This is a genomic window from Catenulispora subtropica, assembly GCF_039531675.1.
Classification (GTDB): domain Bacteria; phylum Actinomycetota; class Actinomycetes; order Streptomycetales; family Catenulisporaceae; genus Catenulispora; species Catenulispora subtropica.
Genome location: NZ_BAAAQM010000039.1, coordinates 1 through 23,671 on the forward strand (window position 1 = coordinate 1; position 23,671 = coordinate 23,671).

Sequence of the window (23,671 nt, forward strand, 5' to 3'; positions counted from 1 at the left end):
GTGATCACCGGGCGGGCGCCGGTGATCACGAAGCCGCGGACGCCGCTGGCCAGCGCGGCGCGCACGGCGCCGGCGTCGTCGGCCGCGGAGACCGCCAGGCCGCCGGCCCAGCCCGCGGCCCGCATCTCGGCGAGCAGCTGCAGGCCGCTGCCGTCGGGCAGGTGGATGTCCACGACCGCCAGGTCGCGGGTGGCGGACATCCGGCTGCGCGCCTCGGCGGCGGTCTGCGCCTCCAGCACGTCGCGGACGCCGAGCGCCCACAGGTGCCGGGTCACCGACTGGCGGACTCGGGGGTCGGCCACGACGACCATCGCGGTCAGCCGCGCCGGCCGGTATGCGATCAGGTTGGCGGTGTTGTCGACGAGTACCGACACCGAACCTCCTCCTGGGGGTGCTGCGAGCTTGTGCTCAGCGGCCGGGTCCGCTCTTCGCGGATCGGTCCATTCAGGTCATCGGCAGATCAAGCAGGCACCTTTAGGGCTAATGCCCGCAACTTCAAGGAAGGGGACGCCGTCGGGCATATGATGATCCGATAAAGCCTTCTGAGCTGGGGAAACGCCCGAAGTGGCAGCACCCGGTCGGGCGTACCGCACCGGCGCCGCCGGAGTGATGAGACGCGTCGTTGGACGTCTTACGTGCGGCTCCGCGACCCGTGGTGCGCGACGGGCGCAAGGGGTCCGGGGCTGGGCCGTACGGGGGAGGCGGCTCGGCTGTTCAGGTGAGCAGGACGTAACACAATGAGGCGGGCGGGAGCCGGAGGACCGGCGGTGCGGGCGGGGTCCGGAATCCGGGCCGGGGACGGCGGGCACGGCGGGGACAGCCGGGGATGGCGAGGAGGGCGGGAACGGTCGGGGAGAGCGGGAATGGCCGGGACGGCAGGGACCGGGGGGATGCCAGAGATGCAAGGGACGGCGGAAACAGCGGGAACGACGGTGGCCCGCGGGGCCCGCGCTACCGCCGCGATCCGGCGGGCAGGTTCGCCACGCCCTCGTACTCCGGCGGCAGCCCGGCGCACATCATCATCAGCCCGCACCACGCCTGCAGGTGCGCCCCGAAGCCGATGCCGTCCGGTCCGGGGACCGGGGTCCAGGACGCGCGGATCTCGACCGCGGTGGTGGCGGGGCGGGCGGACAGTCCGCCGAAGCCCCGCGAGGACGAGCGGGAGACCGTGCCGCTCTCGGCGGTGAAGCCGGCGCCGTGCTCCTCCAGCGACTCCAGCAGCCAGGACCAGCCGACCTCGGCCAGCAGCGGATCGTCGGCGATCTCCGCCTCCAGGTCGGCCTCGACCAGCACCACCAAGCGCCACGCGCCGCGCCACTCCTCGTGGCCGCCGGGCCGGTGCAGCAGCACCAGCCGGCCGGTGGCCAGGTCCTCCTCGCCGGACGCGGACAGCACGGCGCCGCCGATCGCGTGCGTGAAGGGTGCGAGGTTGACCGGTGCGGGCAGCGTTTCGAGGTCGATCACGGCCGGCAGCGGCGCCGCCGACAACGCGGCGACCGCCTCCGCGAACTCCCGCGGGTCGTTCGGGCGGCTGGGTGCCATGGGTGAAGCGTACGCCGCCGCTCCCCGAGGACACCGTGCGGCACGCTGGCGAACGGCGCTTTCCCGTGGCGGGCACTGGCGATCCGGTCCGGGTGGACGGTCCGGCACCGGGCGGCGACGCGGCCACGATCCGGCCACGATCCGGCCGGGACTGCGGGACCACCGGCTCTCGACCGGCGGGCGAACCCGGCTCCCGACGGTGCTCGACCGGCCCGCGACCAGCCCGTCACCGCGCCACGTTCCAGCCCGTCACCCCGCCACGAACCAGCCCGTCACCGCGCCACGATCCCGGCGGCGACCGGTCGGGGGCTCGGGCACCGACCGCCCGCCATCGGCCCACGGCCGGCCCCGACCGCGGCGGTATGCCGACGCCGCGTCGGCAAACCCCTGCTCATCCGGCCACCCCGGCGCCGAGCACCCCGCCGGGCGTGCGACCATCGAAGGGTGACCGACGACAGGAGCGATGCCGTGCGCGAGAGCGTGACCGAGAACCCGAACCCCGCGGTTTCGGCGAGGATGGCAGACCTTGATCCGTCGGCCCCGGAGACGTCCACCGAGGTGCCGGGCCCGCGCGGCGAGACCCCGGCGCGGACCGCCGCCGATTCGCGATCGGCCGTGCGCGACAGCGCCTTCCTGCGCGCCGCGCGGCGCGAGCCGGTCCCGTACACCCCGGTGTGGTTCATGCGGCAGGCCGGCCGTGCGCTGCCGGAGTACAAGAAGGTCCGGGCCGGGATCCCGATGCTCGAGTCGTGCATGCGCCCGGACCTGGTGACCGAGATCACGTTGCAGCCGGTGCGCCGCTACGGCGTGGACGCCGCGGTCTTCTACAGCGACATCATGACGCCGCTGAAGGCGATCGGCGTGGACCTGGAGATCCAGCCGAACGTCGGCCCGGTGATCGCCGACCCGGTGCGGGACTTCGCCGGCCTGGAGCAGATCCGGCCTCTGGATCCGGAAGCCGACCTGCCCTTCATCACCGAGGCGGTCCGGCAGCTGACCGGTGAGCTGGGCGGCACGCCGCTGATCGGCTTCGGCGGGGCGCCGTTCACGGTGGCCAGCTACCTCATCGAGGGCGGGCCGTCGAAGAACCATGAGAAGACCAAGGCGATGATGCACGGCGCGCCGGAGCTGTTCGCCGCCCTGTTGGACCGGCTGGCCGATCTGACCGTCGGGTTCCTGAAGGTGCAGATCGAGGCCGGCGCGAGCGCGGTGCAGCTGTTCGACTCGTGGGCCGGGGCGCTGTCGCCGCGCGATTATCAGCGCCATGTGATGCCGCACAGCGCGAAGGTGCTGGCCGCGGTGGCGGACTACGGCGTGCCGCGCATCCACTTCGGCGTCGGCACCGGCGAGCTGCTGCCGCTGATGGCCGCGGCGGGCGCGGACGTGGTCGGCGTGGACTGGCGGGTGCCGCTGGACGAGGCGTCGCGGCGGATCGGCCCCGGCTACGCGGTGCAGGGCAACCTGGACCCGGCGGTGGTGTTCGCGCCGTGGCCGGTGATCGAGACCAAGGTGCGGGAGATCCTGGACGACGGCGCCCGGACCCCCGGGCACATCTTCAACCTCGGACACGGTGTGCTGCCGGATATGGACCCGGACGTGCTGCAGCGGATCGTCGAGCTGGTGCACGAGGCGTCGGCGCGCTGACGGGAAGCACGGTGAGCACGGTGAGCACGGTGAGCACGGCGGGCACGGCGAGCACGACACAGAAGGCTGCGATCGGCGAGTCTCAGGACTCGATGTCGGGCGAACGGCCGCGCACCGTGGCGGTGATCGGCGGCGGCGTCTCCGGCCTGGCCGCGGCCTGGTTCGTCAAGCGGGCGGCGCCGGAAACGGCCGTGACAGTGTTCGAAGGTTCTCCCCGCCTGGGCGGCAAGCTGGCGGTCGGCGAGGTCGGCGGGATCCAGGTGGATCTCGGCGCCGAGTCGATCCTCAACCGGCGGCCGGAGGCGGTGGACCTGGTACGGGCCGTGGGCCTGGCCGAGGACCTGGTGCACCCGGCGACGGCTTCGGCCTCGGTGTGGAGCCGCGGCGAGCTGGTGCCGATGCCCAAGGGGCACGTGATGGGCATCCCGGGCGACGCGAGCGTCCTGGCCGGCCTGCTGTCCGCGGAAGGGCTGAAGCGGGCCGGGGCCGGGGCGGCGCTGCCGTCACGGGAGCGGCTGCGGGCCGAGGCCGAGGCCGACGACGTCGCGGTCGGCGGGTACGTGGCCGACAGGTTCGGGCGCGAGGTCGTGGACCGGCTGGTGGAACCGCTGCTCGGCGGCGTCTACGCCGGGCACGCCGACGAGATCTCGCTGCGGGCGGCGATCCCGGCGCTGGTGCCGGCGTACGAGTCGGGCGAGCCGGTCGACGAGGCCGTGGCCAAGATCCTCGCCGCGCAGGCGGCCGCCGCCGATCCGAGTCCGGTGTTCGCCGGGATCCGGGGCGGCGTCGGGCGGTTTCCGGCGGCGCTGGCACAGGCCTGCGAAGCGATGGGCGTCGTGATCCGGCGCGAGACCATGGTCAGGGAGCTGACACGCACACCGGACGGGTGGCGGCTGGTGTCCGGCCCGGTGCCGGCGGCGCGGGCGACCGAGGCCGACGCGGTGATCGTGGCCGTTCCCGGGGCGCCGGCGGCCCGGCTGCTCGGTGCGGCCGCGCCGGGCGCCGCCGCCGAGCTCGCGGCGATCGAGTACGCCTCGGTCGCGTTGGCGACCTTCGTGTTCGACGACGCGGCGCTGCCCGCCGGCAGCGGGTTCCTGGTGCCGCCGTCGGACGGCCGGTTCATCAAGGCCTCGACCTTCTCCAGTGTGAAGTGGGCGTGGCTGGCCGAGTCCGGGAAGACGGTGGTGCGGGCCTCGGTGGGGCGGCATCGCGAGACGGCGGACCTGCAGCGCGAGGACGCGGAGCTGGCGGCGCTGGCGCTGGCCGACGTGCGGACCGCGACGGGCGCCGGCACGGCGCTCGGCGAGCCGGTGGACTGGCACGTGCAGCGCTGGGGCGGCGGCCTGCCGCAGTACGCGGTCGGGCACGTGGCGCGCGTGGCCCGGATCCGCGAGGCCGTGAGCGCGCAGCCGGGACTGGCCGTGTGCGGGGCGGCCTACGACGGCGTCGGAATCGCGGCGTGTGTGGCGTCGGCCCAGCGCGCGGCGCAGGAGATCACCCGATCAGGAAGAATGGCGACATGAGCGACAGCAGCGACAACACGAACGAGCAGCGCGCCGGTGTGGTGAGCAACGTCCGCATCGGCAAGCGCGCGGTGGAGCTGAACGAGGTCACGCGGTACGCGATGTGGTCGGTGTTCAAGGTGCGGCACGAGCTGCCGGCCTCCGAGGACGCGCGCGCGGACCTGGCCGCCGAGGTGGAGACGCTGTTCGAGGCGCTGGCCAAGGACGACGTGGTGGTGCGGGGCGTGTACGACGTGGCCGGGTTCCGGCACGACGCCGACGTCATGCTGTGGCTGCACGCCGAGAGCTCGGACCAGCTGCAGGACGCGTACCAGCGCTTCCGCCGGACGGCGTTCGGACGGCTGACCGAGCCGGTGTGGTCGCAGATGGCCCTGCACCGGCCGGCGGAGTTCAACAAGAGCCACATCCCGGCGTTCATCGCCGACGAGCAGTCTCGCGGCTACGTCGCGGTGTACCCGTTCGTCCGGAGCTACGAGTGGTACCTGCTGCCGGACGCGGAGCGGCGGCGGCTGCTCGCCGAGCACGGGATGATGTCGCGGGAGTACCCGGACGTGCGGGCCAACACGGTGCCGTCGTTCGCGCTCGGGGACTACGAGTGGATCCTGGCGTTCGAGGCCGACGACCTGGACCGGATCGTGGACTTGATGCGTCACCTGCGGGGCTCGGAGACGCGGCGGCACGTGCGCGAGGAAGTGCCGTTCTACACCGGCAGGCGGCGCGGGATCACGGAGATCGTGAACGCGCTGCCGTAGGCGCGTCCGGCGCTCAGTAGTACCAGACCTCGACGCCGTTGTGGTGCGAACACGTGCCACTCGGCGTCGTGCTTTCGCTGTAGGTGCCGTCGTGGCACAGCGCCATGGCACCGGCGGGATGCGGTTCGCCGGCGCCGCAGCGGGCGGTGCCCTCGTCGATGGTCGCGTGGTGCATGCAGAGGGCGTGCGCGGCCGTGGAGGGCTTCGACGTCGGAGCGGCGGACGTCTGGTGCGTCGACGAGGCGCTGGTGGTGTGGGTCGTCGGGGCGTGGGTCAAGGCGGGTGTCGTGGCGGGCTTCGCAGAAGGCGAAGTCGACGACGGCGCCGCCGGCGACGACGACGAGGCCTCGGAAGAGGCGGCCGCGCCTTCCGGCGAGGCGGCCGTCGTCGGCGTCGTGTCCGGCGAGGTCGCCGTGGAGCTGGCGCTCTGCCCCGCGCCGACGGCCTGTGGTGAGGCCGATCCGGACGTCGCCGACCCGCACGCCGCCGCTGCCAGAACCGTGAGTGCGCAGGCCAATGCCGACGCCCATCGCTGCCGGAGCATGGGTTCCCCTCCCGAAGGCCAGGCGCCCGCCGCCGGCCAGAACCCCACCTTGGCAGACGTCAGTAGTAATAGAAACGCTTAAGCCCTCGACAGCGAAGACACTGGCGAGACACCGCTTACGGATACCGGGGATCGGCGGCTTCAGCGGTGAGACTGGCGGGCATGACCGAGTCCGCCGTCCCCCGCTGGCTGCCGCGCGCGCTGGTCCTCGCGCTGCTGTTCTACGCCGGGTTCCTGATCAGCCAGTGGGCACTCGGACGGTTGAAGGACCTGCTCGTCACGTTGCTGGTGTCGTTGTTCGTGGCGCTGGCGATCGAGCCGGCGGTGGACGCGATGGCCCGGCGGGGGATGCGGCGGGGAATCGCGGTGATGATCGTGTTCGTGGTGCTGCTGGCGGCGACGGCACTGTTCGTGTTCGCGCTCGGGTCGCTGTTCGTGGACCAGGTGGTGCAGTTCGCGGGGAACCTGCCGCGCTACGTCGACTCGGTCGTGTCGTGGATCAACCGGACGTTCGAGCAGAAGATCTCGGTCCGGGACCTGCAGTCGAAGCTGCTGAGCGACTCGAACGCGCTGAAGACGTACGCGGAGAAGCTGGCGGGGAACGTGTGGGGCGTCTCGTCGTCGGTCCTGGGCGGGGTGTTCAGGACCTTCACGGTGGCGCTGTTCACGTTCTATCTGGCGGCCGACGCGCCGAAGTTGCGGGCGGAGGTGGTGTCGCTGTTCCCCCCGCGGAAGCAGGCCGCCATCACGCGAGCCTGGATGATCGCGTTGGACAAGACGGGCGGATACATCTACTCACGGGCCCTGATGGCGCTGGTGTCGGGGGTCGCCCACGGAATCCTGTTCTGGGCGATCGGGTTGCCGTACGCGCTGGCGCTGGCGATCTGGGTGGGGCTGGTGTCGCAGTTCATCCCGACGGTGGGGACGTATCTGGCCGGAGCGCTGCCGATCCTGATCGCTTTGACGAACGGCCGGCCGGGGGCGGCGCTGGTGATCCTGGTCTTCGTGGTGGTGTATCAACAGTTTGAGAACTACATCCTGCAGCCGCGGATCACGTCGAAGACGGTGGACATCCATCCGGCGGTGGCGTTCGGAGCGGTGATCGCGGGAGCCGCACTTCTGGGCGGGGTGGGGGCGATCATCGCGATTCCCTTGACGGCCACGGCCCAGAGCTTCTTGTCGGCTTATGTGAAGAGGTATGAGGTGGCGGCCAGCGACTCCGGCTGAGGTGTCAGCGGCGTGGATCGGGGGCCGAAGCGATACCGGCTCCTCGAAGCGAGGTGGTGCGGGACAGCGCTGGAGACCCGACGCCTATGGGGCCGGCACGCCCCGCCGCGCACCGACCCCTGGTCGATCCTTCCCCGCCCGGGCCGGGCCCGGTCCCCGATGCGGGATGCCGGGCCCCTCCCGGCCGGTCAGCCGGTGCCCGACGGGGCCGGGTGGGCCTTGTCGAGCGCCAGGTTCAGCGTCACCACGTTCACGGGCCCGCCGTCCCCGCAAGCGGGATGCAAACGCGCCGGTCGGATATGCGCACGAGGCCCAAACATGCGACTGCGTAGCCGTCCGCCTACGATCCGTGAGGTCACCACTTTCCGGAAAGAACTCCAGGTGCAGCCCATGAGCGACATACCGGTGATCCGTCAGGCCGACCTGATCGTCCGCGGCGGCCGGATCCACACGCTGGACGCCGCCGGGAGCGTGGTGTCCTCGCTGGCCGTGGCCGGAGGCCGGATCGCGGCGGCCGGGGACGACCGCGAGACCGCCGCACTCCTGGGGCCCGCGACCGAGGTGGTCGACCTGGACGGGCGCACCGTGATCCCCGGGCTGCACGACTCCCACCTGCACCTGGCCGACGCCGGCAACAGCTGGAACCTGCAGGTGCGGTGGGACGGCGTGCCCTCGCTGGCCGACGCGCTGCGGCTGCTCCGGCGCCGGGCCGCCGAGGCCGTCCCCGGGCAGTGGGTACAGGTGATCGGCGGCTGGTCGGAGAACCAGTTCGCCGAGCACCGGCTGCCGACGGCCGCCGAGATCGCGTCGGTGTCCGAGGACGTGCCGGTGCTCGTGGTGTTCCTGGACGCCGCCGCGTTCCTCAACGGCGCCGCCGTCCGGGCCCTCGGCTACACGAAGGAGACGCCGGACCCGCCCGGCGGCGAGCTCCAGCGCGACGCGGCGGGGAACCCCACCGGCCTGCTGGTCGCCAAGCCCAGCCCGGCGGTGCTGGCGCTGGCGGTGCTGAGCGCGCCGCAGCTGGACGACGAGGGGCGGCTGAACTCCACGCACCGGTTCCTGCGCGAGCTGAACCGGCTCGGCGTGACCGGCGCGGTCGACGCCGGGGCCACCGGCTTCCCGGACTGCTACGGCGCGCTGCGGACGCTGTGGGCGCAGAGCCGGCTGGGCCTGCGTGTGGCGCTGAACGTGTTCGCCACGCATCCCGGCCACGAGCGCGAGGAGCTGGAGCGGCTCACGGCGGACCTGGACCTGGGCAGCGACGACCTGCTGTGGTTCAACGGCGTCGGCGAGGCGCTGACGCTGGACGGCGTGGACTTCTCCAACTTCACCCAGCCGCGGCCTGAACTGTCGGACGCCCTGGGGCGGCATCTGGAGCCGGTGGTGCGGCTTCTGGTGGAGCGGCGGTGGCCGTTCAGCTTCCACGCCACGTACGACGAGTCGATCCGCCGCTTCCTGGGCGTGCTGGAGAAGGTCGACCGGGACCTGCCGTTCGACGGCCTGCGCTGGGCCGTGGAGCATGCCGAGACGATCCGGCCGGAGACCATCGACCGGGTGGCCGCCCTGGGCGGCGGGATCACCGTGCAGCACCGGATGGCCTACCGCGGCGAGCATTTCCTGAAGCGCTACGGCCCGGACGCGGCGCGCCGGGTGCAGCCGGTCATGGAGATGCTGACCCGCGGCGTGCCGGTGGGCGCCGGCACGGACGGCACATGGATGGCGGCGGCGAACCCGTGGGACGCCCTGCGCTGGTTCACGACCGGCACGACGCTCGGCGGCCTGGAGATGTGGCGTCCGGAGGACCGGCTCGACCGGACGCTGGCGCTGCGGCTGTTCACCGGCGGCAGCGCGTGGTTCACCGGCCAGCAGCGGGAGCGCGGGGAACTGGTGCCGGGGATGCTCGCGGACTTCGCGGTGTTGTCGGCGGACTACTTCAGCGTGCCGGCCGACGAGGTCGCGGGGCTGGAGTCGGTGCTGACCGTGGTCGGGGGGCGGATCGTGTACGAGGGCGGGCTGTTCGCGCGGCCGTGAGGGTCCGGGTGCCGGGCCCGCGAAGGCCGCGAGCCCCTCGCCCCATCGCAAACGCGATGCAAACGCCCATGGTCAGATGCGCATTGGCGGGCGTGGGACGATCGATCACGTGGCAGTAGCAGGAACGCACGCGGTGGTCGCGCCATGAGTGCGCGGGGCCGCCTGCGCATCTATCTGGGTGCGGCGCCCGGCGTGGGCAAGACGTACCACATGCTCGACGAGGCGCAGCGCCGGGCCGAGCGGGGCGGCGACGTGGTGGTCGGGTTCGTCGAGACCCATGACCGGCCGCACACGCAGGCGATGCTGGACGGGCTGGAGACGGTGCCGCGGCGCCGGATGGAGTACCGGGGCGCCGAGTTCGAGGAGATGGACCTCGACGCGGTGCTGAGGCGGCGTCCGCAGGTCGCCATCGTCGACGAGCTGGCGCACACCAACGTGCCCGGGTCGCGGAACACCAAGCGGTGGCAGGACGTCGAGGAGCTGCTCGCGGCCGGCGTCGACGTGGTGACCACGGTCAACGTGCAGCACCTGGAGTCGCTCAACGACGTGGTGCAGAAGATCACCGGGGTGCCGCAGCGGGAGACCGTGCCGGACGAGGTGGTGCGCGCCGCCGACCAGATCGAGCTGATAGACCAGGCGCCGGAGGCGCTGCGGCGGCGGATGGCGCACGGCAACATCTACAAGCCGGAGAAGATCGACGCCGCCCTGTCCAACTACTTCCGGCCCGGCAACCTCGGGGCGCTGCGCGAGCTGGCGCTGCTGTGGGTGGCCGGGCGGGTGGACGAGGCGTTGCAGCGGTATCGCGGCCAGCACGGCATCGACAAGGTCTGGGAGACCCGCGAGCGCGTGGTGGTGGCGCTGACCGGCGGGCCGGAGGGGACCACGCTGGTGCGGCGCGCGGCCCGCATCGCGCAGCGGGCCGGCGCCATGAACTCGGATCTGACCTCGGACCTGCTGGCCGTGCACGTGGCCCGTTCCGACGGCCTGACCGGGGCCTCCCCCGCGGCGCTGGCCGAACAGCGCGAGCTCGTGGAGTCGCTCGGGGGCACGTTCCACTCGGTGGTGGGCGACGACGTCCCCGAGGCGCTGTTGCAGTTCGCGCGCGCCGAGAACGCCACGCAGCTGGTGGTCGGGGTGTCGCGGCGGGGCCGGCTGGAGCGGTTCGTCGGCGGCTACGGCATCGGCGAGACCGTGGTGCAGAAGTCCGGCGACATCGACGTGCACATGGTCACGCACGAGCGGTCCGCGGCCGAGCGCAGCCGGCTGGCCGCGCTGCGCCGGGTGCTGCGGCAGCCGGAGACGGGGCCGCGCTGGTGGGGGCCGGTGGCCGGGCTGGTCGTCCCGATCCTGCTGACGCTGGTGCTGGCGAACCTGCGGGACCAGCTGCACCTGGTGAACCAGGTGCTGATCTTCCTGGCCGGGGTGGTCGCGGTGGCGCGGCTGGGCGGGCTGCTGTCGGCGTTCTTCGCCTCGCTGACCGCCTCGCTGCTGCTGAACTACTACTTCATCCCGCCGTTCCACCGGCTGACGATCAGCGATCCGCAGAACATCCTGGCGCTGGTGGTGTTCTCGATGGTGGCGCTGATCGTGGCCTCGGTCGTGGACTTCGCCTCGCGGCAGGAGCGGCGGGCGGCGAAGGCCTCGGCGGAGGCCGAGACGCTGTCCGAGCTGGCCCGGTCGGTGCTGCGCGGCGACGAGGCGATCGGGGCGTTGCTGGCGCGGTTCCGGGAGACGTTCGGGATGGAGTCGGTGGCGCTGCTGGAGCGGACCGAGCCGGCCACGCCGGTGCTGCCCGACGAGGCGGACGACCCGGACGCGTGGCGGATCGTGGCCGCGACGTCGGGGTCGGGGTCGATGCCGTGCCGGACGCCGGCCGAGGGCGACGTGGTGGTGCACGCCGGACCGGACGCGATGCTGGTGCTGCGGGGGCGCACGCTGCCGGCGTCGGACCAGCACGTGCTGACCGCGTTCGCGGCGCAGGCGGCGGTGGCCCTGGAGCGCTCGAAGCTGGCGCGGCAGGCGGCCGCGGCGGTGCCGCTGGCGGCCGCGGACAAGATGCGCACGGCGCTGCTGGCGGCGGTCTCGCACGACCTGCGGACGCCGTTGTCGGCCGCGAAGCTGTCGGTGGCCTCGCTGCGGGACACGTCGGTGGAGTGGTCGCCGCGGGACCGGGCCGAGCTGCTGGCCGGGGCCGAGGAGTCGCTGGACCGGCTGTCGCGGCTGGTGGACAACCTGCTGGACATGAGCCGGCTGCAGGCTGGGGCGCTGAACCTGCGGCTGGAGGACGCGGCGGTGGAGGACGTGGCGGCGATGGCGCTGGACTCGCTGGGGGCCGACCGGGACCGGCTGGAGTTCCGGGACCGGCCGGCGTTCCGGGACCGGGTGCAGTTCCGGGACCTGGAGGACGTGCCGGACGTGGTGGCCGACCCGGTGCTGCTGGAGCGGGCGGTGGCGAACCTGATCGCGAACGCCCTCAAGCACGGCTCGCCGGACCTGCCGGTGCTGATCACGGCGTCGGAGCTGGCCGGGCGGGTGGAGCTGCGGGTGGCGGACCGGGGCCGCGGCGTCCGGCCGGAGGACTGGGACCGGATCTTCACGCCGTTCCAGCGGCTCGGCGACCGGGACAACACCACCGGGGTGGGGCTCGGGCTGGCGCTGTCGCGGGGACTGGTGGAGGCGATGGGCGGGACGCTGACGCCGGAGGAGACACCCGGCGGAGGGATGACGATGGTGGTGTCGCTGCCGGCGGCTCACCATGATGGGCAGGCCGGCGTCCCCGACGACGCCGGCGCCCCCGACGGTGCCGAGGAGCCCGCGCGATGATCAAGGTCCTGGTGGTCGACGACGAACCGCAGCTGCTGCGCGCGCTGCGGATCAACCTCACCGCGCGCAAGTACGAGGTGGTGACGGCGGTGGACGGCACGTCCGCGCTGGCGCTGGCCGCGCGCACCCTGCCCGACCTGGTGGTGCTGGACCTGGGCCTGCCGGACCTGGACGGCGCCGAGGTGATCAAGGGCCTGCGGGGCTGGACCGAGGTGCCGATCGTGGTCCTCTCCGGGCGCGCCGACGCCTCGGACAAGGTCGAGGCGCTGGACGCGGGCGCGGACGACTACCTGACGAAGCCGTTCTCGATGGAGGAGCTGCTGGCCCGGCTGCGGGTGGCGCGCCGGCACGCGGACCGCAACGCGCCGAAGGCCGCGGTGCAGCGGATCGGGGACTTCGACGTGGACGTGGCGGCGCACTCCGTGACCCGCTCCGCGGACGCGCCGTCGTCGGTCCCGGGCAGCGTGCACCTGACGCCGACCGAATGGGGCATCGTGGAGGTGCTGCTGAAGAACGCGGGGCGGCTGGTGTCGGCCAAGCAGCTGCTGAGCGAGGTGTGGGGGCACGGCTACGAGAACGACACGCCGTTGCTGCGCTTCCATTTCACGAAGCTGCGACGGAAGCTGGAGCGCGAGCCCTCGCGGCCGGAGCACCTGCTGACGGAGCCGGGGATGGGATACCGCTTCCAACCCTGACACACTCCGATCATCTGAACGGTCGACGAGTCGCAGAATGTGCCATTGGGTGTAAACGGCGGCGCGCCACGCATAACAGAACGCCGATATCCCGATTACTGGAAGCATGCGTTCCTTGCGTTTCGTGGCCGCGTTGGGACTCGGCCTGACCCCGCTGCTGGGCTCGGCGGCGGCCGGCACCGTGCCGGCCTTCGCCGGCGGCGGCGCCGGCATGACCCTGACCGCCACGATGGAGGGACAGGACCAGCGCCTGCCGGCGGGCACCCGCCACGTGGTGACCATCACCCTCGCCGACACCCCGGGCGAGGCCGACCTGCGCGACGTCTGGATCGGCCTCGACGACCTGGATCCGCATCCCCTGCCGGTGACGTGCCCGGCCGGCGAGAACGGCCACCTGGCGCTGGAGCCGGGCCAGTCGGTGCGGTGCACGGCGACGGTCACCGCCGAGGTCGGCTACCGCACGCTGCTCGCCGAGGCCCGGGCCCGGGTGCCCGGCGGCGGCGACCTGGCCCGCTCGGTGCCGCTGCACTACACCGGGTTTCTGCCGCCGCCCCCGCCTCCGCCGTCGGCGACGCACACCGTGTTGAAGGCGCCGACGACGTCGGAGCCGGCGGCGGGGCGGCCGCATCCCCCGTCGGTGGATCCGCCGGCGGTGGTGGTGGTCCCGGCGGATCCGCCGAGCAACTCGCAGTCCGCGGATCCCCCTGCGCACGGGGCTTGTGGGAGCTCAGCCGCGGAGGAGTGCTGCGCGGACGGGAAGGCGAGCGTGTGCTGCACCGGCGGGAAGGCAGGTGTCGGTGCGGCGAGCGGATGCTGCACCGGCGGGAAGGCAGGTGTCGGTGCGGCGAGCGGATGCTGCGCTGGTAGCACGGGGAGCCAGTGCTGTACTGACGGCAAGGCGAGTCAGTGCTGCGCCAATGGCAAGGCGAGTCAGTGCTGCACTGCTGACAGGACAAGTGGATGCTGCGCTGACTCCAAGGCGAGTGTGTGCTGTCCCGACGGGAAGGCCGGTGCTGAAGCAGCGAGCGGATGCTGTGACCCGCACAGCCACGGCTCCGGCTGCTCCAAGCCCGCCGAGGCCTCGGCCGGCACGCCCCGCAGTCACGGCGCTCTGGCCTTCACCGGCCTGTCGGCCACGATGTTCGGGACGGCTGCCGCGATCGGTCTCGCGCTGATCGCCGGCGGCGCGTTGCTCGTCCGCCGAGTCTCGCGGCGATAGCCACATCATCGGAGCCCGGTTCCGGTCGAAGAGATCAGATCCGGGCTCCGGTGTCGCTCACCCCTCCAGAGCCGCCGTCAGATCCACCTCGATCAGCTGTCCCCCGTATCCCAGCGCCGCCACGCCGAGCAGCGTGCTCGCCGTCCGGAACGCGGGACCCAGCTCCGAGGCGGTCAGGCGGTCCCAGGCCGCGGCGAGGACCGCGCTCTGGTCGCTGACCACGTAGATCACCGAGCGGACCACGTCATGGGGCGTGGCTCCACTGGCACGGAGGATGGTCAGCGCGTTGGCGACCAGCTGGTCGATCTGGGTGTCCAGGTCGGGGCCGACGACCTTCTCGTCGGCGTCGAGGGGGCACAGGCCGGCCAGGTGGGCGGTGCGGCCGGCGGGGGCGATGGTGACGTGGGCGTAGCCGGAAGTGGGGTGGAGGCCGGGCGGGTTGAGGAGGGTCAGGCGGTCGTCGGTCATGGTGGCATTGTGGTCCGGGGCCCAGGGGCGGGTCCTCAGGTTTTCCGGGGCGCGCGGCGGGATCAGGGCCGTCCGGGGGCGGTCCCGGCTCCCGCCCATTTGCCCGGACGCCACCTCCGGATAACCTCGGCGGTATGCCCCGTATCGCGCTCGTCACCGACTCCACGGCCTGCCTGCCCGCCGAGTCGGCGGACGCTCTCGGTGTCACCGCGGTCCCGCTGGAGGTGATCGTACGGGGGGCGCCGCACAGCGAGGCCGCGCCGGACACGTCGAAGCTGCTGGTCGAGGCGTTGCGGGCGCATGAGGCCGCCACGACGTCGCGGCCCTCGCCGGAGGACTTCGCGGCCGCGTACCGGGCCGCGGCGGAGTCCGGCGCCGAGGGAGTGGTGTCGCTGCACATCTCCGCCGAGCTGTCGGCCACGCTGGAGTCGGCGGAGCTGGCCGCGAAGGACGCGCCGCTGCCGGTGCGGGTGCTGGACAGCCGCACCATCGGCATGGCGCTCGGCTTCGCGGTGCTGGCCGCCGCCGAGGCGGGCCGGGACGGCGCGCACGACCTGGACGCGGTCGCCGAGATCGCCGCCAAGCGCTCGGCCACCGCCTCCGCGTTCTTCTACGTCGACACGCTCGAGTACCTGCGCCGCGGCGGCCGCATCGGCTCGGCGCGGGCCCTGCTCGGCTCGGCGCTGGCGATGAAGCCGCTGCTGCACGTGGCCGACGGCCGCGTCGAGCCGCTGGAGAAGGTCCGCACCTCGGCGCGGGCCATCGCGCGGCTGGAGGAGATCGCGGTCGAGCGGGCCGGCGGCGACGGGTCCTCGGTGCAGATCGCGGTGCAGCATCTCGACGCCACCGAGCGGGCCGAGGCCCTGGCCGCCCGCCTGCGCGAGCGCCTGCCCGGGCTCAGCGGGATCACGGTCTGCGAGGTCGGGGCCGTGATCGGCGCGCACGTCGGCCCGGGGGTGCTGGGTGTCATCGTGTCGCCGCTGTAGGGGTCCAGAGCCGCGCGCCCTCGGCGGACCCCGGCCCTGAGGCGAGGTGCCGACGCAGCGCGGCGAGCCCCGGATGCCGGTCGTCGCTCCTCCAGAGCAGCGAGTGCGGGTACGCGGGCGTCGGATCCCGCACCGGAATCCGCCGCAGATCGTGCCCGGCGGGCCAGGCCAGCCGCGTCTTGTCGCCCAGGAACGTCGCCACGTCGGAGGCGCCGGCGATGACGTCCATGAGGTGGTCGGTCCCGAAGTTCGGTCCGATGCCGTCGATGGCGAGCCCGAACGCTGAGGCGAGCTGCTCGTAGTAGACGGCCCACTCGGCGCCCGGGACGATCCCCGGGATCCAGACGCGGTGCCCGGCCAGCTGGGCGAGAGTGACGGTGCGCGCGTCCGCCAACGCGTGGCGGGGGCCGATCAGCACGTCGAGCGGCTCGTCGAGGACACGGGCGCAGGCGACCCCCGAGGGCAGCCGCCGCGACGCCGCGACGTAGCGGAACGTCGCGTCGATCGTCCCGGCCAGCACCGCCGCGATCGCCGTGTCGGCGTCGAACAGGGTGACGACGTCGAGGTCCACGTCCGGATGCGCCTCGTGGAACCCGCGCAGCAGCACGCCGGGCGCGCTCCGCATCGTGATGACGTCGACCCGCAGCGCCCGCGAGCCCGGCCGCACCGACGCGATCGCCTTCTCCTCGGCCTGCAGCAGGGCCCTGGCATGCGGCAGGAACGCCTGGCCGTCGATGGTGAGCAGCGCCCCGCGCGCCGAGCGCGTGAACAGCCGCACCGCGAGCTCCTTCTCCAGCGCGGCGATCCGCTTCGACACGGCCTGCTGGGTGACGGCGAGCTCCGCGGCCGCTTCCTGGAAACGGCCGCCGTTCGCGACGGCGACGAAGGTGCGCACGGCTTCGAGATCCATGGCCGCTCAGCCTAGAGGGACAACCACGGGTTGTGGAAATGGGGACCGATGGTTGTTTGACCTGGGGTTTGTCTGCTCGCTTTGATTCCGTTGACCAGCCGGTGGTTGTGGGAGCGAGCGGTGAGGCGGCGATGGGCGTGGCGGACGGGCGACGGCTGGGGCGGCGGTTCGGGTGGCTGTGGTCGGCGTACGCGGTCAGCACGCTCGGCACCTGGCTGGCGTTCAACGCCTTCAACGTCATCCTGATCAGGGTTCTGCACGCCGGGCCCGCGCGGGTCGCGGCCCTGGCGGCGGCCGGTACGGCGGTCGCGGCGCTGGTGGCGGTGCCGCTGGGGCCGTGGATCGAGGTCCGGCGCAAGCGCCCGGTCATGGTGGCGATGGACTTGGTCCGGTGCGCGGCGCTGCTCACGCTGCCGGTCGCGTCCGCGTTCGGAGTGCTCGGCTTCGCGCAGCTGCTGGCGGTGTCGATCGTGGTCGGGGCCTGCGACATCGCGTTCGGCGCGGCGAGCGGCGCGTACGTGAAGACGATCGTCGCCCGCGAGGACCTGATGGTCGCGAACGGGCGGTTCGAAGCGACGACGTGGTCGTCGATCGTGGTGGGGCCGCCGCTGGGCGGGGCGGCGGTCGCGATGTTCGGGCCGGTGGCGACGGTGGTCGCCGACGCGGTGAGCTTTCTGCTGTCGGCACTGGGGATCCGGGCGATCGGAGGCCGGGAGGCGGACGGCGGGGCGAGAGCCGAGGCGAAAGCCGAGACGCATGAGGAGACGGCGGCCCGGTCGGCGGCCGAGGCCAGGGCGGAGCGGCCGGCCAGGATGGGAAGCGCTGATCTGTCGGCTGGTTGGCGCCACATCCTCGGCGACTCCACACTACGGCCGCTGTTCCTCAACACCGTCGCGGTCAACGCCCTGATCATGGCGACGGAGCCGCTGCTCGCGGTGCTGATGCTCGGGCGGCTGGGCTTCCCGGCCTGGCAGTACGGGATGGCGTTCGCCGTGCCCTGCGTCGGCGGCCTGATCGGCTCCCGCCTGTCGGCGCGCCTGGTGGCCCGGTTCGGACGTCACAGGGTGCTGACCGTGGCCGGAACGCTGCGCGCTCTGCCGCCGATCGGTCTGGTCTTCCTCGGACCGGGGCTGCCCGGTCTGCTGGTGGTCATGGGCGTCGAGACGGCGCTGATCACCAGCGCCGCCGTGTTCAACCCGGTGCTGGCGACGCAGCGGCTGGATCAGACCGGCCCCGGGCTCGTCGCCCGGGTTCTGACGGCCTGGTCGATCTCGACGAAGCTCGGCATCGCCGCCGGCACCGCCGCCTGGGGGCTGCTCGCCGCCGCCACGAGCCCGCGCTTCGGGCTCGGCCTGGCGGGCGCCTTCCTTCTGGCGACGCCCTTGCTGCTGGCCCGCCCACGGAGAAGCCCGGTGCCGATCGTCGACCGATCGGCGCCGGGCCGTGTCGTGGACCTTTAGCCGCCTTACGCCGGCACCACGTTCACCAGCTTCGGCGCCCGCACGATCACCGTGCGCACCCCGCGCCCCTCCAGCGCCCGCTGCACGCCCTCGGAGGCCAGCGCCAGCTCGCGCAGCGCGTCCTCGGCGATGCCCGGGGGCACCTCCAGGCGGTCCTTGACCTTGCCGGACACCTGGACCACGCAGGTCACGGTCTCGTCCACCAGGTAGGCGGGGTCGGCGACCGGGTAGCTCGCGTGCGCCACCGTGTCGGTGTGGCCCAGGCGGGACCACAGCTCCTCGGCGATGTGCGGCGCGAACGGCGCCGCCAGCACCACCAGGGTCTCGGCCGCGGAGCGCGGGACCGCGGGCAGGCGGGTCAGGTGGTTGTTCAGCTCGATCAGCTTGCTGATCGCGGTGTTGAAGCGCATCGCCTCCATGTCGTTGCGCGCGCCGTCGATGGTCTTGTTCAGGGCGCGCAGCGTCGCCTCGTCCGGCTCGGCGTCGGTGACCGTGACCTCGCCGGTCTCCTCGTCGATGACGTTGCGCCACAGGCGCTGCAGGAAGCGGAAGGAGCCGATGGAGGCGCGGGTGTCCCAGGGCTTGGACATGTCCAGCGGGCCCATCGACATCTCGTAGATGCGCAGGGTGTCGGCGCTGTACTCGTCGATCATCTCGTCCGGGGAGATGACGTTCTTCAGCGACTTGCCGATCTTGCCGAAGTGCTGGGTGACCTGCTCGCCCTTGTAGTAGAACGCGCCGTCGACCTCCTCCACCTCGTCGGCCGGGACGTAGACCTCGCGGGCGTCGGTGTAGGAGGCGCCCTGGATCATGCCCTGGTTGAACAGCTTCCGGAACGGCTCGGCGCTGGTGACGTAGCCCAGGTCGAACAGCACCTTGTGCCAGAAGCGCGCGTACAGCAGGTGCAGCACGGCGTGCTCGGCCCCGCCGACGTACAGGTCCACGCCGCCGGTGTCCTCGGCGCTCTTCGGCCCCATCCAGTACTTCTCGGCCTCGGCCTCGACGAAGCGCGAGTCGTCGTCCGGCGACAGGTACCGCAGGTAGTACCAGCAGGAGCCGGCCCACTGCGGCATGGTGTTGGTCTCGCGGCGGTAGCGGCGCGGGCCGTCGCCCAGGTCCAGGGTGACGTTCACCCAGTCGGACGCGCGCGACAGCGGCGGCTCCGGCGCGCTGGTGACGTCGCCGGCCTCGAAGGTCTTCGGCGAGAAGTCGTCGACCTCCGGCAGCTCCAGCGGCAGCATCGAGTCCGGCAGCGCGCGGGCGATCCCGGCGTCCGGTCCGTCGACCGCGTAGACGATCGGGAACGGCTCGCCCCAGTAGCGCTGGCGGGAGAACAGCCAGTCGCGCAGGCGGTAGGTGACGGTGCCCTCGCCGATGCCCTTGTTCGACAGCCACTCGGAGATGGCGCGGATCGCCGCCGGGACCGGCAGGCCCTCCAGCGACACCTCGTCGTTGGCCGAGTCGGTGATCTGCGCGGTCTTGGAGTCGTAGGCCTCGGTCCAGTCGGCGACGTCCAGGGACCAGCCGGCCGGCGGCGCGACGACGATCCGCATCGGCAGGTCGAAGGCCCGGGCGAACTCGAAGTCGCGCTGGTCGTGGGCCGGCACCGCCATGATGGCGCCGGTGCCGTAGCCCATCAGGACGTAGTCGGCGATGAACACCGGCACGCCCTCGCCGTTCACCGGGTTCACCGCGAAGGTGCCGGTGAACACGCCGGTCTTCTGGCGGCCCTCGGTCTGCCGCTCGACCTCGGTCTTGGCGGCGGCCTGCGCGCGGTAGGCGGCGACCGCCTCGGCCGGGCTGGCGAAGCCGCCGGTCCAGGCGTCCTTGGTGCCGGCCGGCCAGGCCCGCGCCACGAAGGCGTCGACCAGCTCGTGCTCCGGCGCCAGCACCATGTAGGTGGCGCCGAACAGGGTGTCGGGCCGGGTGGTGAAGATCTCGATGGTCTTCTCGGAGCCGTCGACGGCGGTCACCGGGAAGTGCACGCGGGCGCCCTCGGAGCGGCCGATCCAGTTGCGCTGCTGCAGCTTGATCGGCTCGGGCCAGTCCAGGCGGTCCAGGTCGGCCAGCAGCCGGTCGCCGTACTTGGTGATGCGCATCATCCACTGGCGCAGGTTGCGCTTGAACACCGGGAAGTTGCCGCGCTCGGAGCGGCCGTCCGCGGTGACCTCCTCGTTGGACAGCACGGTGCCCAGCCCGGGGCACCAGTTCACCGGCGCCTCGGCGATGTAGGCCAGCCGGTAGGAGTCGACGATGGTCGCCTGCTCCTGCGGCGCCAGCGTCTCCCAGGCCCGGCCGTCCGGGGTCGGGCGGGTGCCGTCGGCGAACTGGGCGATCAGGGTGGCGATCGGGCGGGCCCGGTCGGCGTCGTCGTCGTACCAGGAGTCGAAGATCTGCAGGAAGATCCACTGCGTCCACTTGTAGAAGGACACGTCGATGGTGGACACGCCGCGCCGGGTGTCGTGGCCGAAGCCGATGCGGTGGATCTGCTCGCGGTAGCGGGCGATGTTGCGCTCGGTGCTGACGCGGGGGTGCACGCCGTGCTCGACGGCGTACTGCTCGGCGGCCAGGCCGAAGGCGTCCATGCCGATGGTGTGCAGGACGTGGTGCCCGGTCATCATCTTGAACCGGCCCAGCACGTCGGTGGCGATGTAGCCCAGCGGGTGGCCGACGTGCAGGCCGGCGCCGGAGGGGTACGGGAACATGTCCAGGATGTAGGCCTTCGGCTCGGACATGTCGGCCGGGTGGTTCGGGACCTCGAAGGTGTGGTTGGCGGCCCAGTAGTCCTGCCACTTGGGCTCGATATCAGCGGCCACCGCCGCCGTATAGCGGAACTTGGGCTCGTCGCTGGCAGGCTTGGGCTGTGTGGACTGCTCGCTCATCGTCGTCAGGTCTCCGCGGGTACGTCTGTCGGAAGGTAAGTCTGGGCTGGAAAAGAAAAAAGCCCCTCGGACATGGAGGGGAGCCGCGCTGACCCGGAACACTTCGTGAGGCTCCGGCCTGTTTCAGCGCGGCTACATAAGAAGCAGCGTCACAGCCCGCATAGACCCAGGGTACCAGCGGCGTCCCGCGGATATCCGCCCTACCTGCGCATCAGGCCGAGGACCAGCAGGACCTGCGCGAGGTGGTAGGTGACGATGATCGGGACGTCCAGCTCCCAGTCCTTCCGCACGAACCGCGTCCAGCCGATCATCGTGTCCGACAGGGCGAACAGCAGCGCGCCGGGGATGATCCGCAGGTCCCCGGTCCACCACGCGGCGACCACCATCAGCGAGATGACGGTGACATAGGCCAGGACCGGTACGCCCAGCGCCGGGTCCTCCTCCGCGGCGGCCCGGCGGATGCGCATGCCGACCGTGGCGAACATGGCGCCGGCCAGGATCACGCCGACGACGGCGAGGGAGATGGCGTAGCCGCCGTGCGTGTGCAGGGGGACGAAGGCGGCGATGTAGGCGACGTGGGCGAGGAGGAACGAGGCCAGGCCCAGGATGAAGAACTGGGGAACGTCCTCCGGGAGCATGAGGAAGACGTCGCCGACCAAGCTCAGGACGAGTGCCGCCACGGTCGCGACGACGAGGTGGGTGCTCGCGTGACCGTGCGCCGTGGCCAGCGCCGCGCCGATCAGGAACACCATGGTCAGCGGCTTGGCGACGTACTCGGCGGTGCGGGCGCCACGGGACGCCGGATCGCCGGCGCGGCGGGCGACGGCGAGCCAGTCGGCGAGCGCGGCCAGCAGAGTGAGGAGCGTGAGGGCGAGGGGCACAGCCGAAAGCTACTACTCGGTAGGTTGGATGTCAGCCCTTGTCAGCCCGGCTACAGCTTGGCCTCCGGCTTGGCTTTCGGCTTGGCTTCCGACTCGACGCTGGGCTTGGCTTTCGGCTCGACGCTCGGCTCGACTCTCGGCTCGACTTCCGGCTTGGCCTCCGACTCGACGCCCGGCTTGGCTTTCGGCTCGACTCTCGGCTTGGCCTCCAGCTCGACCTCCGCCTCGGCTTCCATTTCGGCTTCCATTTCGGCTTCCGCCGCCGGAGCGGCCGCCGCCTCCAGCGCGGGCGCGCACTTCCGGTGCCGCGGCAGGAACCTCGGCGTCGGGAACGCCAGGAACCCCTCCGCCCGCCCCGCGGCGATCGCGATCCGCGCCAGGTCGCGCGCCTTGGGGAAGCAGAGGTACCGGGGCTCCCACACCGGCCGGTACTTCATGTTGGCCCGGTACAGCGACTCCAGCTGCCACCATCGGGAAAACACCGACAGCACCACCCGGGCCAGCCGCAGGAACGGCCCGGCGCCGATCCGGCCGGCGCGCTCGAAGATGCTGCGGAACATCGCGAAGTTCAGCGAGACGCGCTCCACGCCGTGTTCCGGGCCGGCCTTGATCAGGTCGATCACCATGAACTCGACCAGGCCGTTCTCCGTGCCGCGCTCGCGGCGCATCAGGTCCAGGGACAGGCCGCGGCGGCCCCACGGCACGAACGACAGCAGGGCCCGCAGCACGCCGTCGGCGTCCAGGCACTCGACCATCACGCACTGCGTGTCCGAGGAGTCGCCGAGCCGGCCGAGCGCCATCGAGAAGCCGCGCTCCACCGCGCCGTCCCGCCAGGCGTCGGCGTTGCGCATGAGTTGCGCCATCTCGGCGCGGGGGATGTCGCCGTGCCGGCGGATCCGCGTCCGGTAGCCGGCCCGCTCGACCCGGTTGTAGGCCTGGCGGACCACGCGCATGGCCCGGCCTTCCAGGGTGAACTCGTCGACCTCGACGACCGCCTCGTCGCCGAGTTCGACGGCGTCCAGCCCGAAGCGGGAGAAGACTTTGCCGCCCTCCTCCGAGGCGCCCATCACGGCCGGCACCCAGGCGTGCTGGCGGGCCTCGGCCAGCCAGGCCTCGATGGCGCCGGGCCAGGCCTCGACGTCGCCGATCGGGTCGCCGGCGGCCAGCGACACCCCGCTGACCGGGCGGTAGGCGACCGCCGCCTTGCCGGTGGGCGACCACATCACGTTCTTGTCCCGGCGCAGGGCGAAATAGCCGAGCGAGTCCTGGTCGCCGAACTTGTCCAGCAGCACCCGCAGCCGGTCGTCGTCCCGCGGGTCGTGGCGCACACTGCCGCGCCGGGGCTGGAACAGCGCCCAGGCCACTGCGAGAATCATCACACTTCCCAGGAAGTTGACGGCGACGTCCACCCAGTGCGGCACCTCGACCGCGGTGTCGTACCACCACAGGCCGGTGCCGGCCATACCCGCCTTGAGCGTGTAGAGCGCCTGGTCCCCGAGATTGGTGTGCAGATCGGCGTCGTTCCAGGCCACCAGCGTGACCCCGACCAGCGTCGACAGCGCCAGCGACACGCCGAGCACGATCAGCGCCAAGCGGAAGTTGGCGGCGTCGAAGACGGCGTAGAACTCCTTGCGCGACCAGACCACCAGCGCCATGAACACGGCCTGGATCACGAACGACACGATCAGCGGCGGCAGCGGCTGCAGATCGGCCCAGGTGATCCCGTACAGGGCGTAGCTGATGCCGAGCCAGCCCAGCGGTCCGACGAACACGCCCAGCACCATCGTCAGCCACCAGGCGACCTTTTTGCGGCGGCGGATCGCCGCGGCGAGCATCAGCATCAGCACGCCGAAGCCGAGCGAGGGCACGCCGAGCAGGAAGCCCAGGCTGAACAGGATGTAGTCGGGCAGCCGGTCGATCCGCTGGCTGGTGCGCGGGGACAACGCCGACAGGATCGACATCAGCGCCACGATCCGGCAGTACCACACCAACAGGGTGGGGATGCTGGCCCGGAACCGCCGGGCGCGGCCGGTGTTCGCTGTCTCCGTCATCCGCGCCGTTACCTCCAGGTATGTCATATTTCG

19 protein-coding genes are annotated in these 23,671 nt (G+C 72.3%); 11 read left to right on the forward strand and 8 right to left on the reverse strand.

All coding sequences use genetic code 11. From position 1 onward, the window contains the following. Together ABD466_RS28595 and ABD466_RS28600 are read right to left on the reverse strand one after the other, a co-directional pair. Positions 1-374, reverse strand: a 374-nt coding sequence (locus ABD466_RS28595) for a response regulator (protein WP_344660292.1), incomplete at its 3' end; no start/stop codon positions are given. 577 nt (positions 375-951) lie between these two features. After that, positions 952-1,542, reverse strand: coding sequence for a DUF3000 domain-containing protein (locus ABD466_RS28600; protein ID WP_344660293.1), 591 nt, complete (start codon positions 1,540-1,542; stop codon positions 952-954). 516 nt (positions 1,543-2,058) lie between these two features. Here ABD466_RS28600 and hemE point away from each other — a divergent pair. From hemE to hemQ, 3 genes are all read left to right on the forward strand, one after another. Next, complete coding sequence (gene hemE, locus ABD466_RS28605; protein ID WP_425558768.1) at positions 2,059-3,186, forward strand: uroporphyrinogen decarboxylase; 1,128 nt, start codon at positions 2,059-2,061, stop codon at positions 3,184-3,186. Positions 3,187-3,278: 92 nt separating this feature from the next. Continuing rightward, on the forward strand, positions 3,279-4,709 hold the full coding sequence (gene hemG, locus ABD466_RS28610; protein WP_344660367.1) for a protoporphyrinogen oxidase: 1,431 nt from the start codon (positions 3,279-3,281) through the stop codon (positions 4,707-4,709). Beyond that, positions 4,706-5,461: a hydrogen peroxide-dependent heme synthase gene (gene hemQ, locus ABD466_RS28615; protein ID WP_344660295.1), complete on the forward strand. Its 756-nt coding sequence runs from the start codon at positions 4,706-4,708 to the stop codon at positions 5,459-5,461. The genes hemG and hemQ overlap by 4 nt, the downstream gene beginning before the upstream one ends. A 13-nt stretch (positions 5,462-5,474) precedes the next feature. Here the strand turns inward: hemQ and ABD466_RS28620 are convergent, their stop codons facing one another. Next, on the reverse strand, positions 5,475-5,636 hold the full coding sequence (locus ABD466_RS28620; RefSeq protein ID WP_344660296.1) for a DUF3761 domain-containing protein: 162 nt from the start codon (positions 5,634-5,636) through the stop codon (positions 5,475-5,477). Between ABD466_RS28620 and ABD466_RS28625 the strand changes: the two genes are divergently transcribed. From ABD466_RS28625 to ABD466_RS28650, 6 genes are all read left to right on the forward strand, one after another. Beyond that, positions 5,635-6,087, forward strand: a complete 453-nt coding sequence (locus ABD466_RS28625; protein ID WP_344660297.1) for a hypothetical protein — start codon at positions 5,635-5,637, stop codon at positions 6,085-6,087. The two genes, ABD466_RS28620 and ABD466_RS28625, sit on opposite strands and share 2 nt — an antisense overlap. Positions 6,088-6,167: 80 nt before the next feature. Next, positions 6,168-7,232, forward strand: a complete 1,065-nt coding sequence (locus tag ABD466_RS28630) for an AI-2E family transporter (RefSeq protein ID WP_344660298.1) — start codon at positions 6,168-6,170, stop codon at positions 7,230-7,232. Between the two features lie 390 nt (positions 7,233-7,622). Beyond that, the gene (locus tag ABD466_RS28635; RefSeq protein ID WP_344660299.1) at positions 7,623-9,263 is read left to right on the forward strand and encodes an amidohydrolase; all 1,641 of its coding nucleotides are present in this window, start codon (positions 7,623-7,625) and stop codon (positions 9,261-9,263) included. A gap of 144 nt (positions 9,264-9,407) precedes the next feature. Then, the gene (locus ABD466_RS28640; RefSeq protein ID WP_344660300.1) at positions 9,408-12,086 is read left to right on the forward strand and encodes a DUF4118 domain-containing protein; all 2,679 of its coding nucleotides are present in this window, start codon (positions 9,408-9,410) and stop codon (positions 12,084-12,086) included. Further along, positions 12,083-12,781, forward strand: a complete 699-nt coding sequence (locus tag ABD466_RS28645; RefSeq protein WP_344660301.1) for a response regulator — start codon at positions 12,083-12,085, stop codon at positions 12,779-12,781. Before ABD466_RS28640 ends, ABD466_RS28645 begins: the two co-directional genes overlap by 4 nt. A 106-nt stretch (positions 12,782-12,887) precedes the next feature. Next, on the forward strand, positions 12,888-14,000 hold the full coding sequence (locus ABD466_RS28650; RefSeq protein ID WP_344660302.1) for a hypothetical protein: 1,113 nt from the start codon (positions 12,888-12,890) through the stop codon (positions 13,998-14,000). A 57-nt stretch (positions 14,001-14,057) separates the two neighbouring features. Here the strand turns inward: ABD466_RS28650 and ABD466_RS28655 are convergent, their stop codons facing one another. Continuing rightward, complete coding sequence (locus ABD466_RS28655; protein ID WP_344660303.1) at positions 14,058-14,468, reverse strand: RidA family protein; 411 nt, start codon at positions 14,466-14,468, stop codon at positions 14,058-14,060. A 134-nt stretch (positions 14,469-14,602) separates the two neighbouring features. Here ABD466_RS28655 and ABD466_RS28660 point away from each other — a divergent pair, with 134 nt between their 5' ends. Next, positions 14,603-15,454 carry a DegV family protein gene (locus ABD466_RS28660; RefSeq protein ID WP_344660304.1) on the forward strand — a complete coding sequence of 284 codons (852 nt, stop codon included), beginning with the start codon at positions 14,603-14,605 and terminating at the stop codon, positions 15,452-15,454. Here the strand turns inward: ABD466_RS28660 and ABD466_RS28665 are convergent. Continuing rightward, positions 15,435-16,364 carry a LysR family transcriptional regulator gene (locus ABD466_RS28665; RefSeq protein ID WP_344660305.1) on the reverse strand — a complete coding sequence of 310 codons (930 nt, stop codon included), beginning with the start codon at positions 16,362-16,364 and terminating at the stop codon, positions 15,435-15,437. The two genes, ABD466_RS28660 and ABD466_RS28665, sit on opposite strands and share 20 nt — an antisense overlap. 131 nt (positions 16,365-16,495) lie before the next feature. Between ABD466_RS28665 and ABD466_RS28670 the strand changes: the two genes are divergently transcribed. After that, positions 16,496-17,824 (forward strand): MFS transporter, encoded by a 1,329-nt coding sequence (locus ABD466_RS28670; protein WP_344660368.1) that lies wholly within the window; start codon positions 16,496-16,498, stop codon positions 17,822-17,824. 5 nt (positions 17,825-17,829) lie between these two features. On the opposite strand, the gene leuS is transcribed toward ABD466_RS28670, so the two are convergent. The 3 genes from leuS to ABD466_RS28685 all read right to left on the reverse strand — a co-directional run bounded on the left by leuS (position 17,830) and on the right by ABD466_RS28685 (position 23,638). Continuing rightward, complete coding sequence (gene leuS / locus ABD466_RS28675) at positions 17,830-20,706, reverse strand: leucine--tRNA ligase (protein WP_344660306.1); 2,877 nt, start codon at positions 20,704-20,706, stop codon at positions 17,830-17,832. Positions 20,707-20,906: 200 nt separating this feature from the next. After that, positions 20,907-21,587 (reverse strand): lysoplasmalogenase, encoded by a 681-nt coding sequence (locus tag ABD466_RS28680; RefSeq protein ID WP_344660307.1) that lies wholly within the window; start codon positions 21,585-21,587, stop codon positions 20,907-20,909. 50 nt (positions 21,588-21,637) lie between these two features. Further along, positions 21,638-23,638, reverse strand: a complete 2,001-nt coding sequence (locus tag ABD466_RS28685) for a phosphatidylglycerol lysyltransferase domain-containing protein (RefSeq protein WP_344660308.1) — start codon at positions 23,636-23,638, stop codon at positions 21,638-21,640. Positions 23,639-23,671 lie beyond the last annotated feature (33 nt).

Bases quoted from the DNA above. Each gene is read 5' to 3' on its own strand.
- ABD466_RS28600 (WP_344660293.1), bottom strand. From the start codon at position 1,542: ATGGCACCCAGCCGCCCGAACGACCCGCGGGAGTTCGCGGAGGCGGTC.
- hemE (WP_425558768.1), top strand. From the start codon at position 2,059: ATGGCAGACCTTGATCCGTCGGCCCCGGAGACGTCCACCGAGGTGCCG.
- hemG (WP_344660367.1), top strand. From the start codon at position 3,279: ATGTCGGGCGAACGGCCGCGCACCGTGGCGGTGATCGGCGGCGGCGTC.
- hemQ (WP_344660295.1), top strand. From the start codon at position 4,706: ATGAGCGACAGCAGCGACAACACGAACGAGCAGCGCGCCGGTGTGGTG.
- ABD466_RS28625 (WP_344660297.1), top strand. From the start codon at position 5,635: ATGCAGAGGGCGTGCGCGGCCGTGGAGGGCTTCGACGTCGGAGCGGCG.
- ABD466_RS28620 (WP_344660296.1), bottom strand. From the start codon at position 5,636: ATGCACCACGCGACCATCGACGAGGGCACCGCCCGCTGCGGCGCCGGC.
- ABD466_RS28630 (WP_344660298.1), top strand. From the start codon at position 6,168: ATGACCGAGTCCGCCGTCCCCCGCTGGCTGCCGCGCGCGCTGGTCCTC.
- ABD466_RS28635 (WP_344660299.1), top strand. From the start codon at position 7,623: ATGAGCGACATACCGGTGATCCGTCAGGCCGACCTGATCGTCCGCGGC.
- ABD466_RS28640 (WP_344660300.1), top strand. From the start codon at position 9,408: ATGAGTGCGCGGGGCCGCCTGCGCATCTATCTGGGTGCGGCGCCCGGC.
- ABD466_RS28645 (WP_344660301.1), top strand. From the start codon at position 12,083: ATGATCAAGGTCCTGGTGGTCGACGACGAACCGCAGCTGCTGCGCGCG.
- ABD466_RS28650 (WP_344660302.1), top strand. From the start codon at position 12,888: ATGCGTTCCTTGCGTTTCGTGGCCGCGTTGGGACTCGGCCTGACCCCG.
- ABD466_RS28655 (WP_344660303.1), bottom strand. From the start codon at position 14,468: ATGACCGACGACCGCCTGACCCTCCTCAACCCGCCCGGCCTCCACCCC.
- ABD466_RS28660 (WP_344660304.1), top strand. From the start codon at position 14,603: ATGCCCCGTATCGCGCTCGTCACCGACTCCACGGCCTGCCTGCCCGCC.
- ABD466_RS28665 (WP_344660305.1), bottom strand. From the start codon at position 16,364: ATGGATCTCGAAGCCGTGCGCACCTTCGTCGCCGTCGCGAACGGCGGC.
- ABD466_RS28670 (WP_344660368.1), top strand. From the start codon at position 16,496: ATGGGCGTGGCGGACGGGCGACGGCTGGGGCGGCGGTTCGGGTGGCTG.
- leuS (WP_344660306.1), bottom strand. From the start codon at position 20,706: ATGAGCGAGCAGTCCACACAGCCCAAGCCTGCCAGCGACGAGCCCAAG.
- ABD466_RS28685 (WP_344660308.1), bottom strand. From the start codon at position 23,638: ATGACGGAGACAGCGAACACCGGCCGCGCCCGGCGGTTCCGGGCCAGC.